At 29.8% G+C, this 13,068-nt stretch carries 10 protein-coding genes and 1 tRNA gene; 3 read left to right on the top strand and 8 right to left on the bottom strand.

Translation table 11 applies throughout. The features are described from left to right. Window positions 1-41: 41 nt before the first annotated feature. The 4 genes from AC1B00_RS03640 to mraY all read right to left on the bottom strand — a co-directional run bounded on the left by AC1B00_RS03640 (window position 42) and on the right by mraY (window position 2,783). Window positions 42-117 (bottom strand) — tRNA-Phe (locus AC1B00_RS03640). 36 nt (window positions 118-153) lie between these two features. Then, complete coding sequence (locus tag AC1B00_RS03635) at window positions 154-552, bottom strand: hypothetical protein (protein WP_488848168.1); 399 nt, start codon at window positions 550-552, stop codon at window positions 154-156. Beyond that, on the bottom strand, window positions 545-1,732 hold the full coding sequence (gene murD / locus AC1B00_RS03630) for a UDP-N-acetylmuramoyl-L-alanine--D-glutamate ligase (protein ID WP_488848167.1): 1,188 nt from the start codon (window positions 1,730-1,732) through the stop codon (window positions 545-547). The genes AC1B00_RS03635 and murD overlap by 8 nt, the downstream gene beginning before the upstream one ends. A gap of 4 nt (window positions 1,733-1,736) precedes the next feature. Continuing rightward, window positions 1,737-2,783, bottom strand: coding sequence for a phospho-N-acetylmuramoyl-pentapeptide-transferase (gene mraY / locus AC1B00_RS03625; RefSeq protein WP_488848166.1), 1,047 nt, complete (start codon window positions 2,781-2,783; stop codon window positions 1,737-1,739). 97 nt (window positions 2,784-2,880) lie between these two features. Between mraY and thiD the strand changes: the two genes are divergently transcribed. The 3 genes from thiD to AC1B00_RS03610 all read left to right on the top strand — a co-directional run bounded on the left by thiD (window position 2,881) and on the right by AC1B00_RS03610 (window position 6,020). Further along, window positions 2,881-3,663, top strand: a complete 783-nt coding sequence (gene thiD / locus AC1B00_RS03620; RefSeq protein ID WP_239817298.1) for a bifunctional hydroxymethylpyrimidine kinase/phosphomethylpyrimidine kinase — start codon at window positions 2,881-2,883, stop codon at window positions 3,661-3,663. 163 nt (window positions 3,664-3,826) lie between these two features. After that, window positions 3,827-5,101, top strand: a complete 1,275-nt coding sequence (locus AC1B00_RS03615; protein ID WP_239818546.1) for a hemolysin family protein — start codon at window positions 3,827-3,829, stop codon at window positions 5,099-5,101. Continuing rightward, window positions 5,094-6,020 carry a DHH family phosphoesterase gene (locus AC1B00_RS03610; RefSeq protein WP_488848165.1) on the top strand — a complete coding sequence of 309 codons (927 nt, stop codon included), beginning with the start codon at window positions 5,094-5,096 and terminating at the stop codon, window positions 6,018-6,020. The genes AC1B00_RS03615 and AC1B00_RS03610 overlap by 8 nt, the downstream gene beginning before the upstream one ends. Window positions 6,021-6,057: 37 nt before the next feature. Here AC1B00_RS03610 and AC1B00_RS03605 read toward each other — a convergent pair whose 3' ends face one another. The 4 genes from AC1B00_RS03605 to AC1B00_RS03590 all read right to left on the bottom strand — a co-directional run bounded on the left by AC1B00_RS03605 (window position 6,058) and on the right by AC1B00_RS03590 (window position 13,063). Further along, complete coding sequence (locus AC1B00_RS03605) at window positions 6,058-8,481, bottom strand: pentapeptide repeat-containing protein (protein ID WP_488848164.1); 2,424 nt, start codon at window positions 8,479-8,481, stop codon at window positions 6,058-6,060. 134 nt (window positions 8,482-8,615) lie between these two features. Next, complete coding sequence (locus AC1B00_RS03600) at window positions 8,616-9,056, bottom strand: hypothetical protein (RefSeq protein WP_239817301.1); 441 nt, start codon at window positions 9,054-9,056, stop codon at window positions 8,616-8,618. 4 nt (window positions 9,057-9,060) lie between these two features. Further along, entirely contained in the window at window positions 9,061-11,097 is a 2,037-nt protein-coding gene (locus AC1B00_RS03595) for a rhodanese-like domain-containing protein (protein WP_336610939.1), read from the bottom strand. A 40-nt stretch (window positions 11,098-11,137) separates the two neighbouring features. Beyond that, window positions 11,138-13,063: a cytochrome c3 family protein gene (locus AC1B00_RS03590; RefSeq protein WP_442862381.1), complete on the bottom strand. Its 1,926-nt coding sequence runs from the start codon at window positions 13,061-13,063 to the stop codon at window positions 11,138-11,140. Window positions 13,064-13,068 lie beyond the last annotated feature (5 nt).

The raw sequence follows: 13,068 nt of genomic DNA, 5'->3' as shown, positions 1-13,068 counted from the left end.
AATAAAAAAGATTAAAAATAAAAAATGGGGAAAAATAAAAATGGTGGTTAGAGGCAGAATCGAACTGCCGACACGCAGATTTTCAGTCTGCTGCTCTACCGACTGAGCTATCCAACCACCTGAAGTAAAAGCTTGAATTATATGCAAAAATTCTTAAACTTTGCTTAAAATATTTTCTAAAGCAAAAATTTGTTGTTTTAAAAATGAATAATTTAAAATAGAAAGTATAAAAACCACGATACTTGCAATTGTTAAAAACGAAATTCCTATTTCAAATTCCGTGAAAAATAATGCTATAAAAAGCGCAAGGCATATTGTAAATGTAATAAAAATTGCTCTTTTTTGCCTTGCTTTTGCATTTTTAAAATTATCTTCATCTTTATTCTTAAATAAAATTACTCTATCAATAGCAACTACGAAATAAGTATTATTAGGATTTTTTAATTCATCTTGCAATAAAAATTCTTTATTCTTATAAATTAATTTATTTTCTTTTATTTCATAATCGCTATTTATTAAAGCACTTTTTGCAAGTCTTAAAAAACTAAACATCAAGCTCTTTCACATATTTTATAAATAAATCCCCACGCTCAGCATATGAGCTAAACTCATCTAAGCTTGCACACGCAGGACTTAATAATGCAATTTCATCTATTTTTAAATCTTTATATATTAAAGCAACAGCTTCTTTTAAATTCGTTCTAATAGGATTAAATCCGTTTGCCTTTGCAATGTCGCTAAAATCTGTCTTTCCTATTAAATAAAGCTTTGTATTCTTAGGTAAATATTTAAAAAACTCATTTAAATCTTGACCTTTAGCATCCCCACCTGCAATTAAATGCAGGGGTTCTTTGAAACTATTAATCGCTGCAAGTGCTGCGGAAATATTTGTAGCCTTGCTATCATCAATCCAAGTTCTATTTTTACTATCTTTAAATACCTCAACCCTATGACGACCGATTTTAAATAAACTTAATTTATCATATTTAATCTCACTACTAATTATTTTTGTAGCTGCTAATGCTAAACACGCATCTAATAAAAACGGCTCTTTATAATTTAATCTAGCTAAATCAATATCAAAAGTTTTTGCTAAATCGCTTGAGTTTTCATAAAAATATTTAATACATTTTGCATTCTCTAAATATTTTTCATATTTTTTAGGAACTATTACGCTAGCAGTTTTATTCATTCTAAAAATCAAATCAAGCTTTGCTTTTTCGTAATTGCTAAAACTTCCATGCCAACTTATATGATCATCACAAATAGGAAGTAATACATAAAGCTCAGGTCTTGCAACCTTAGTATAATGAAGAGCAAAAGAGCTCATCTCAAGCACTACTAAAGGTGCTTTAAGATTCATTAAAGCCAAAGGTTTTCCTATATTTGCTCCAGCTTCAATATCTAATAAATGAGCTATCATCTCAGTTGTTGTAGTTTTACCGTTTGTTCCACTTACCCAAATACTAAGCCCTAATGCTTCATTATAAAAATCAATCTCGCTTGTAAGATTTCTTGCCTTTTTGCATAAAATATGATTAGGTGCGATTCCAGGACTTACAACTTCAATGCTACTTAGCTCAGGATTAAACTCATTTACAGGCAAAAGTTTATTGCCAAATTCATCTTCACTAGCTACGCTAAATTTATCATCATATATATTCCACTCGCCTTTTTTGTAAGTGCTAGTAATTGCTTTAGCAACATTTCCATACCCAAACATTGATAACATAATCTCACCTTAATTTAATAGTAATTAATGCAAATACATTGCATAAAAACGCAATCAGCCAAAATCTAACGATTATTTTATTCTCACTCCAACCGATTTGCTCAAAATGATGATGAATAGGTGCCATTTTGAAAATTCTTTTATGAAAAATCTTAAAGCTTCCAACTTGTAAAATAACACTTAATGTCTCGCACACAAAAACAAAACCTATTAATATAAGTAAAATTTCATTCTTTGAAATAATCGCTAAATACCCAACAATAGCCCCTAATGTAAGCGAACCGCTATCTCCCATAAATACTTGCGCAGGATGGCAGTTATACCATAAAAAGCCTAGTAAAGAACCAATTAATGCAAGTGCAATTACAACGCATTCTTCAGCACCACTAACCTTAGGTAATAATAAATAATTAGCATACACAGCATTAGAGCTAAGATATAAAAACACAGATAATGTAAATAAAGAAAACACACTAGGAACACAAGCAAGGCCATCAAGACCATCGGTTAGATTAATGGCATTTGAGCTTGAAATTAATACCAAAATCCAAAAAATTAGAGCAAAATATTTCATATCTATTATTGGATATTTATAAAAAGGAACGAAAAGTTCCGTGCTAAAATCACTAAAAATCATAATAGGAAGTAAGGTAATTAATGAAGCAATTATCATTAAAAGCATTTTTGAGCGTGGTTTAAGCCCTGCTTTATTAGCCTTTTTTAAAACCTTACCTAAATCATCAATAATTCCAATCGCACCAAAACACACTAAACACAAAAACGCAGAAATACTATAAACATTAAAAGTAGCAAAAATAAGGCTTGAAAGAAGTGTTGAGCCTAAAAATATCACTCCACCCATTGTAGGGGTATTGCACTTTTTTTGATGAGTTTTTGGAGCGTCACTTAAGATAGGTTGATTTGCACCTATGTTTTTTGCCCAAGAAATAAAAAGTGGCATAATAATTAAAGTCATAAAAAAAGACAATAAAAAAGCTAAAAACGCCCTAACGCTAATGTATGAAAATAAGTTTATATCAATGTTAAACATATTTGTTCCTAAAAAATTAATAAAAAAGGCAAATATTATAATAAAATTATAAATTTTTAAGTATTATTTCGCTTCTAATTCATATTAAGGAGCTTATATGTTAAATCCAGTTCTAACGATTGCAGGTAGTGATTGCAGTGGGGGTAGCGGACTTGAGGCTGATTTAAAAACTTTTACAATGCATAAAACTTTTGGAATGGCAGTGGTTTTAGGTGTTTATTCTGTAAATACTCAAGGTGTTTATGGTGCTTGTGTTATGGATAAAGAAATTGTTGCATCTCAATTTGATGCAGTTTTTAATGATATAAGACCAAAAGCTCTTAAAACAGGTTTAATGGGAGATGCTGATTTAATTAGATTAATCACTGCAAAATTTAAAGAATTTAAGCCAGAAAATATAGTAATTGACCCTGTTATGTTTTCAAAAAGTGGGTTTAGATTAATTGGCGATGAAGATTTTAAATTATATGTAGAAGAATTCATACAATTTGCCGATGTTTTAACACCTAATAAACTTGAAGCTGAACTTCTTTGCGGATTTAGCATTGATTCAAAAGAAAAATTAAAAGATTCAGCTAAAAAACTAATTGATTTAGGAGCTAAAAGCGTTTTGGCTAAAGGTGGAAAATATTTTGATTTAGCAGTAGATTATTTTTATGATGGAAAAGATTTTCACGAACTTTGTGGTAAAAACTTGCAAACTTCAAACGACCACGGAGCAGGTTGTACTCTAAGCGCTGCAATAGCTGCAAATCTAGCAAATGGCTTAGATAAATTAAGTGCAGTTGCAAATGCAAAAATTTATACTCAAAACGCTATGGAAAACGCACCAAAATTAGGTGCTGGAAGAGGCCCTTTAAATCATATGTTTGATTTATAGAATTTAAATTAGGAATTTCAAATTCCTAAATGAAATTCCTAAGCAAATTATCTAAAAAATAGCTTTATTTATCTTACTTACTTATTTTTAAGCTTGTGAGTTTATAATTTTTGTTTTTATTTTGAAAAAAGGAGATTTTTTGGACCCCAGTTATACAGCTTTAATGCTGTTTTTAGCATTATTTTGTGTTTTTTTAAATGGATTTTTCGTATTATCTGAATTTAGCATTGTAAAAATTAGAAAAAGTAAGCTAGAAGAATTTGTAAATCAAGGAAGAACTAACGCTAAATTAGCTTTAGAAATGTATAAAAACTTAGATACTTATTTATCAGCTACTCAGCTAGGAATTACTTTAAGCTCACTTGCTCTTGGTTGGTTGGGCGAGAGTTCTGTTGCAGTTTTATTAAACAAACTTTTATCTAATTTTAATGTAAATCCTATCGCAATTCATAGTGTTTCTGTTGTTATTTCTTTTATATTAATTACGCTTTTACATGTTGTCTTAGGCGAAATTGTTCCAAAAAGTATAGCGATAGCAAAGACTGAAACCGTTGTATTATGGATAGCAAGACCACTTTATTTATTTAGAATAATTTTTGCACCTTTTATTGCTACATTTGATTTTTTATCTTTATCAATTTTAAAAATGTTAAGAATAAAAACAAACGAGCACGCAGCTCACTCTGAAGAAGAAATTAAATTTATAGCAAGTGAAAGCCAAAAAAGTGGAGTTTTAGATGAATTTGAAACTGAACTTATCCAAAATGCAGTTGATTTTAGCGACATTGTAGCTAAAGAGATTATGACTCCAAGACGCGATATGATATGCTTAAACAAAAGCAATACTTATGAAGAAAATATAAAAATAGTTCATGATTATAAACACACTAGATTTCCTTTCATAGATGCTAGTAAAGATAATGTATTAGGTATGATTCATATTAGAGATTTATTAGATAATCAAAATAAAGACCTAAATGAATGTGTTAGAAAAGTTCTTTTTGTTCCTGAAAATATCAGTATTTCAAAGGTTCTAGTTCAAATGAATAAAGAGCAAATCCATACAGCAATAGTAATGGATGAATACGGCGGAACTGCAGGATTGCTTACTATGGAAGATATTATTGAAGAATTAGTAGGTGATATTAATGATGAGCACGATAAAAAAGAACAAGATTATAGAAAAATAAACGATGATATTTATATCGTAAATGGAAGGCTTGATATTGAAAGCGTTGAAGAATTGCTTGATATAAAATACGATGATGAATTAGAAGAGCTAACCATAGGCGGATATATATTCAATCGCTTAGGGCATGTTCCTAGTGAAAAAGAGCGTTGTGAAGACGAACATTGCTATTATGAAGTAAAACAAATGCAATCAAATAGCATAAAATATTTAAAAATAATCAAAAAGCAAAGGAAAAATAATGAATAAATATAGATTAATAACTAGAAGTGATATGGATGGACTTGTATGTGCTGTATTATTGAAACATATGGATTTAATTAGCGATATTAAATTCGTTCATCCTAAAGATATGCAAGATGGCACAATAGAAATTACAAGCAATGATATAGTAACAAACTTGCCGTATTGCCCTAATGCACATTTAGTATTTGATCATCATGAAAGCGAAAGTATTAGAAATGGTAAGGCTGATAATCATATTATAATACCTGATGCACCAAGTGCTGCTAGAGTTGTGTATGATTATTACACTAAACAAGGCGTAGAATTCCCTAAAGAATGGGATGATATGATGGTTGCAGTTGATAAAGCTGATAGCGCACAATTTTTAATGGAAGATGTGCTTGAGCCTAAAGGTTGGGAATTTTTAAGCTTTTTAATGGATAGTAGAACTGGTCTTGGAAGATTTCACGACTTTAGAATAAGCAACTATAACCTTATGATGGATTTAATTGATTATTGCAAAAATCACAAAATTGATGATATTATGAAATTACCTGATGTTGTTGAAAGAAGTGATTTATATAAAAAATACGAAAATGAATTTAAAGAACAATTAAAAAGATGCTCAAAAGTATATAAAAATCTAGTTGTATTAGATTTAAGCAAAGAAGAAATTATTTATCCGGGCAATCGCTTTATGATTTATGCGCTTTATCCAGAATGCAATATCTCTATTCATAAAATCTTAGGCTTTAGAGGTCAAAATATGGTTTATGCAACAGGTAAGAGCATATTTAATAGGACTAGCAAAACAAATATCGGAGAGCTAATGCTAAAATACGGCGGAGGCGGACATGAAGCAGCAGGCACTTGCCAAGTATCTCACGAAGATGCCGAAAAAGTTTTAAACGAACTAATAGCAAAAATCAACGCAGACGGCTAAAAATCACAATTCCTATTTGAGAATTTCAAATAGGAATTTAATTAGGAATTATAGAGTTTTTTCTAGCTGTTTTTTGTAAAGAAAATAAACATAAAATCATAAGAATATAATAAATTATATTAATTCTACTCATAAACTCATCAGCATTTTTACCTTTTAGTAAAGCTTCATTATAAGCATTTAAAATAAGTTCATCTTCTTTTATTATGTCTTTATTAGCTAATAAATCTTTTTTAGCTTGACTTTCGTTTAGATAAATTGCCGTTGGATTTAGCCTATTTGCAATACTTATAGATTGATAATCTTCAAGATTAATTATGGCTTTATTTAAAAAATAATTTTTGGCATTATCTGAAAATACTCCTATAAATGGAGTGATAATGCTTGGTGCCTGAATTATTCCACACAATGAACTAGCAATAAGTGCAAAAACCACATAACGCTTAATTCCATATAGGCAAATTTTGATATTAAAATAACATTCAATAAAAGCAAAAACAATACAACACAATACAATAGATACTAAAAAATAAAACCCATAATTAATTATATTTATAATATCACAATTAAAACCAAAAAAACAACTTTCTACTGCAATACTAAATAAATAATACCCACCTATTACACTAAGAGTAGTAAATACTATTAAGAGTAAATCTGAATGATGATTGCTAGTTATTTTATATAACTGAAATAATCTTTTTTCTAATTTTTCACTAAGACTTAATTTATATTTGGTTAAATCCATTTCAAGCTCTTTTGCTTTTAACTCATTTACCCTATAAAATGAAGCTTCTAATAAATTATGGTTAGTTATCAAATAGCTTTTAAGTATACGAAAACTCTCTCTAAAACCTTGAGCTATTTCTATTTTGCCATATTCTTTGTTTTTTCTAATGTGTTCTTTATCTTCTTTTAGATTTTCCATATATTCATCAACGGCTTGCTCTATATCAATCTTATGATTTTGCTTAATATACATTAGATTAAACCTAGCATTTTTATCTATATTTGCACCTGATAGATATGGTGTATAATATAATTTAGCATCATAAAAACTTACAACATCATCTATAGTACAATTTGACATATTTATAAAGTTTTTAAAAATAGCATTATTAAAATATGCGGAACCTTTAAAGCTAGCTTGAGTAAAGCTTACATAATCAATAAAATTAGTATTTGTAAAATCAACATTTTTGTGAAAAATTACCCTATCAAAATAAGAGTGGTTTAGCTTTTCAATATTTTTAAAATCAGCATTTTCAAAAAATTCAGAATCTTTAAAATATATATGATGACTTGGCTGTATGCTATTAAATATAGCATCTTTTATAAATTTTGTCTTACTAAAACTTGGTCTAGTATTAAAAGAGACTTTAGTAAAATCAGCTTTTCCCATAAAAGTAGCTTTTGTAAATCTTGTTTGATTTACAACACCTTCATAGTCAATATCATGAGAATAAAAAATAACCTTTTCAAAATTAGCATCTTTTTCAAAAGTACATTCTTCAAAATTAGCAAGACTTTTAAAACTACATTCTTTTAATGAAAATAAATTTTTAAATTTAGAATTACTAAAATCTATATTTTTATTAAATTTGCAATTTTCAAACCCAACTTGTTCGTAAAAGTAAGTTTTATTGAGACCTTTTATTTCATTTATTTGACACTTTTCAAAACTAATATTTTGATAAAATTTTGTTTCTGTAAAATCTAAATTAGCAAAAAATATACTGTGAGAAATATCAAAATCATTAAAATCAATATTGCTTTCTTGACCATTTTCTAAATTAATAAATTTTACATCATTATAAAATTTACAATCTGAAAATTCTACTTGGTTATAAAAATTAGAATCTGTGAAATTTAGGCAAGATTTTTCATATTTTTTAAATTCACAAGCTGATACTATTAGTTCATCGTAAAAATATGTTTTACTAAAATCAACATCTTTTTCAAAATTACAAGCTAAAAATTTTGTAATTCCGTAAAATTTAGTATTTTTAAAAATTACATTATTTGCAAAATCAATTTCTTCAAAATTAATATTTATTTTCTTTATTTCACTTTTAAAAGTAGAATTTTCAAAACTTATTTCATTTTGAATTTTCAAACCAAATAAGCTAAAATTATCATTAAATTTGCAATTTAAAAATTCAATATCAAAATTAATTTGATCGTTTTCTTCTATTAGAAATTGATTTTCTTTTAAAAAAATACAATCTAGGAATTTAATTTTATCCATATTGTACTTTTGCAGTATTTCAAGTATATTTACTTTGAAAGTTGTATTACTAAAATTAAATCTATATTTGTTTTTATAAATGTTTAATATTTTTAAAATCGCAATATTTTTTATTGTGAGTGTTTGTTGAGTTTCATCTAATGCTATATTAGTTTCGTTTATCTCTCTTTCAAACTCAAAAACTTGTTTTAATTCATTTATAATATCTTTCATTTTAAACCTTTGTTTTTGAAAGATTATACCAAAAGCTTGAAGTTTTATAATGATTAAATAATTTATTAAAAATCCTAATTCCTATTTCAAATTCCAAAGTTTTTTTAAGAATTTGAAATAGGAATTTGAAATTCCTATTTAACCTTTACAGGATATAGCGAAGGGTATTCGTAGATTTTCCACTCGCCGTTTTCGTTGTGTAAAATCACATCTTTACTGAATTTATGCTGCTGTATTTTATAATTTGTATCAACTTGTACCACAGCTATTTCGCTACTTTTATTCTTCTTAGTAAAGCTCATTTCAATAGTATCATCATTACCCTTGTAATCATAATCTATAAAAATCATATCCTTACCTTTATCTTGAAACTTCTTAAAATAATCTACATTATTCTTTTTTGCAAGAAGTTTTGAAGCTTCATTCATTTTTCCAGCTTCACATAAAAGCACAAAATCCTTAACCACCATTTCAGGCTCTTTTTTCTCGTTACCGCAAGCACTTAAAATAAGTGCTGCAGTAACTAAAGAAGAAGCCATAAAACTTAAAATTATATTAGCATCTTTATTTTTCATCAACTCAACCTATCAACATATCTGCAAATGCATAAATTATCAAGAACAGAAAAATTAGTCCAGTAAATAGCATTAAAAATCCAACAACTCTTGCAAAATAAAAATACTTAGCAAAAGAATTGCTTTCATTTTTAAGGCTCTCTAATTTTCCACTAGCCTTAAGCCTTGCATACCATTCAGGTCTATCGTGCTTTAATTCTTCTTCTGTTAATTCTCCACTAAATATAACCATATCCATTGGGAATCTATCAGCTCTAAAGTGAGTATTAAAGAAGTGAACTGCAAAAATAAATCCAGTAGCCAAAAGTGCTTCATCAGAATGCACAAGCGTTGCAAGATTTAGCATAAAGCCAGGTAAAATCTTTGTAAATTCAACAGGGAACCATAATACAAGCCCACTAAATCCTATAATAAACATACCCCAGAATACTGCTATATAATCAAACTTCTCCCAGTAAGTAAATCTATCAAACTTAGGTCTTTCGCCTCTACCAATAAACCATTTAAAGTGAGCTACAACATCTCTTAAGTCTTGCATTCTAGGCATTAAACTATCAGGTCCAAATAATTTTGCTAAGAATAATTTAAAGCTTAGTTTTCCATTAGCATCACGAATAGCGTCACGCTTAATCCAAGAATTATAAATTACTTCAGCAATATGGCTTAAGAACACTGCTATCATAATAAATGCACTAAAGTGGTGTATCTTAGTAGCCATTACAATTCCACCCATCATATCAATCATAGTTTGCGCCCAAGGAGCTGTATAGAACTTTTGTGGTAAACCACTAAAGCTAAGTCCTAAGAAGCTTGAAGCTACGAAGAAATGTTGAATTCTATGCAATGTGCTAAAGCGTTTAATATTTACCTTATCTTTATGCATTTTTTCTTTTGCTGCACGCCACTCATCTTTATATTTAATACTCATATAAATTAGTTTCATACTCCACAAGAACGTGTGTAAGCCAAAGAATGCAAATACACTAATTACAAGCCCTGTCATAAATACATAAGCCCAATAAAGTAATGGGAAATTCTCTTTATCTGTATGGTCAGCATGAGCTATAAAATCACTAAAGTTAGCATTAGCACCTTCATGGCACTTTTCACAAGTTTTGATTTTTGCTTCACCATAAAGCGTTGATTTTTTATCTTCAGGTTTATGAATATTGTGTGCTCCATGGCAGTCAAAACAAGCAGCTATTTTTTTACTCTCACCATCTTGTGCTAAAACCATAGCTTTACCATGGAATGTTTCATGATAATGCTTTTGTTCTTTTTCGTGGCAACTTCCACATTTAACATCGCTTAATTTTTTAACAGCTAAAGAAGTTAATTGTTGTTTATCATGCACATTATGGCAATCCGAACATGATGGAGATTTTTCTCTTGGATTTGTTCTTTTATCATGAACACTTCCGCTAAACTCAGATTTTACTTCTTTATGACAGCTTGAGCAGTTATTATTTACATTATCTTTATCATTTGCTAATTCATTGATTTTTCCACTATCACCATGACAATCTCTACAAGCAGGAAGATTACCAAATCTTAGATTTTTATGTAACTCATCTTTAAAACTACTAACTTCACTACCTTCATGCCAACTATTTATATCATAGCTTTTTACAAGTGGTTTTATTCCGCCTTTTTCAATAGGTCTTGCACTAAGAATCCAGCTTTCAATTCCATCAAGCATTACACGAACATTTGTGTAGCCTAATTTTTGTGCTTTTAAAGCTGCATCAGAGCTTGCATAACACATTCTATTTAAACAATAAAAAATAATCTTAGCATCTTTATTGCTAGGTAATAAACTTACCCATTCAGGAGTATTAATAAAAATAGAGCCTTTTAAATAGCCGTATTTTATTCTTTCTTCTTTTGTGTTTGCATCAAATATATAAACATCTTTTTTACCTAATTCTTTTTCTACATCAGCCATAGATATGGGAATTACCCCATCAACTACTGCAAAATCGCCTTCTGATGCAAAAAGGTTAAAGCTTAAAAAGATGGCAAAAATAAGTCTTAACAACATATTTTATCCTTTCACGAAGGCTAGGAAAACCCCTAGCCTTTTATTTCTTACCATCTAATAAATCTTGAGCTTGTTGTGCATAAACTAATGCTTCATTTATTAATTTAAGAGCATATTTTGGACCATGCACACCCCAGCTGCCGTCTTTTTCAATTTTTTCATAAATTGTTCTTGCTTCTTTTGTAAGTAGAATAATTTCAGCTTTAACTTTTGTGCTTAAATTATCCATTTTTGCTTGTTCTCTATCAATTTTGCGAATTGCAAGCTCAAGTTTTTTAAATCCTTCTTTAACAGGTAATTGCCACTCCATAACCTTATCATAGATTTGCTCTTGGTCTGTAAAGTGTAATTCTTTTGGTAAAGTTGATTGAACTGCACTATGGCATCCGCTTGCACCAGGCCCAACAAGATTTACATCACTCCAGCTAGTTCTTCCGCAACTCCACATTAAATCAACGAAGAATTTTCCATCTTTTCTAGCAATTGTCCAACCCTTAGTATTTTGTGGGTCTCTTGGCTTGCCTGCTGGTGGATTTAGAGTTTTTGCGTCTTTATCTACATAAATCTTCCAAATATGGCTTGCACGAACATTATCAAATCCACCTTTATCAGGGTTTTGAACGCTTGCAAAGTTTTCACAACTCATCATATTTGGCATATGACAACCTGTACAATTATCCTTTGAGTGTGCTCCGCCGTATTTAAACATATCAGCTTGAGTTTCGTGGCAATCACTACAAGTTTTCTTAAGCCCTACTTTTGTATATGGGTCTTTCCAATCATTTGCTGTAACTTCGTGTGGGTCATGGCAAGTTGAACATCTCATACCTTTATCATAGTGCATTGTGTTATACATTTGTGAGCCTTCTGTTCCACAAGATGGACATGCTGATTTAAAGTAGCTATTAAATGGCTTTCTTGGATCAATCTTAGCGTCTTCACTATCATAAGCAAATCTTTGATGACATCTTTCGCAGTTACTTGGCATACCAGCACCTCTTGCTCCATAAAGATGAGCTCCTGCTCCGTGGCATTCTTCACAGCTAATTCCTTTAGAAATTGCGTGTTTTCTAAGTTCATCTTTATTACCGATTGCTGCTAAAAACTCTTCTTTAGATTTGAAGTCAAATTTAAAGCTATGGCAAACTTCACAATATGCAGATGCAGGTTGAAACATCATCTTTTCTTTATAAGTAGAACCATAAGAGTTAATTCCCCAAACGCTTGAAGTTTGTTTGCCAAAATCTTCTAATTTTGTAGGGAAATTTGGAGAAAATTCAGCTATTTTTTTCGCTACTTCAGGTGTAAGTGATTCAACCCAAAGGCGTGAGAATTGATTACCACCAGCAACCATTTTACCTGTTCCATCAGCTAATTTTCCATCTTCAATGTGATAAGTTCCACGAACCAACCACTTATCAATAAAACCATATTTTGTTCTAGGAGTTCCTACGATAACGAATACATCATCAGCTTCAACACCCTTAGGTAAAATTGTAGCTTCGCTACTTCCATACATAGGCTTTTTAGGATCTCCTCCTGCTTCTTCTAGCTCATCAGGAAAGCGAATAACTTTTGAGTGGCGTGAGCGTTGCCAAGCTTCATATTGTGCAGGGTGGCATTCTCCACATTTTTTAGGACCAACGAATTTGTTTGGATAATCTAAAATACTTTCCATACCTAAGCGATATGTAATTGAAGCACCATGACCTTTGTCTTTCTCATAGTTTGCTGCACCACCAAATTCTACGAATTCTTCTTGGCGATTTGAAATAGAATATTTTCCTACTAATCTGCCTTCTTTTTCGTATTTAAACATAGGGTGACGATCTTTTAAAAACTCTATAAAATCAGTTTCTTGATTTACATAATCATGAAGAGTTCTAGGTTCTATACCATCAGCTTGCGGCGTAACACCAAATAGCATTGAGCTAATACAGGCACTAAGCACCAATAATCGTTTCATAACAT

The organism is Campylobacter sp. DY7 (assembly GCF_057802535.1).
This window is presented reverse-complemented; position numbering and strand designations above follow the sequence as displayed.

Excerpts from the sequence above, each read along its gene's own strand:
- mraY (WP_488848166.1), bottom strand. The coding sequence starts at position 2,783 with ATGTTTAACATTGATATAAACTTATTTTCATACATTAGCGTTAGGGCG.
- murD (WP_488848167.1), bottom strand. The coding sequence starts at position 1,732 with ATGTTATCAATGTTTGGGTATGGAAATGTTGCTAAAGCAATTACTAGC.
- AC1B00_RS03600 (WP_239817301.1), bottom strand. The coding sequence starts at position 9,056 with ATGAAAAATAAAGATGCTAATATAATTTTAAGTTTTATGGCTTCTTCT.
- AC1B00_RS03605 (WP_488848164.1), bottom strand. The coding sequence starts at position 8,481 with ATGAAAGATATTATAAATGAATTAAAACAAGTTTTTGAGTTTGAAAGA.
- AC1B00_RS03635 (WP_488848168.1), bottom strand. The coding sequence starts at position 552 with ATGTTTAGTTTTTTAAGACTTGCAAAAAGTGCTTTAATAAATAGCGAT.
- AC1B00_RS03590 (WP_442862381.1), bottom strand. The coding sequence starts at position 13,063 with ATGAAACGATTATTGGTGCTTAGTGCCTGTATTAGCTCAATGCTATTT.
- AC1B00_RS03610 (WP_488848165.1), top strand. The coding sequence starts at position 5,094 with ATGAATAAATATAGATTAATAACTAGAAGTGATATGGATGGACTTGTA.
- AC1B00_RS03595 (WP_336610939.1), bottom strand. The coding sequence starts at position 11,097 with ATGTTGTTAAGACTTATTTTTGCCATCTTTTTAAGCTTTAACCTTTTT.
- AC1B00_RS03615 (WP_239818546.1), top strand. The coding sequence starts at position 3,827 with ATGCTGTTTTTAGCATTATTTTGTGTTTTTTTAAATGGATTTTTCGTA.
- thiD (WP_239817298.1), top strand. The coding sequence starts at position 2,881 with ATGTTAAATCCAGTTCTAACGATTGCAGGTAGTGATTGCAGTGGGGGT.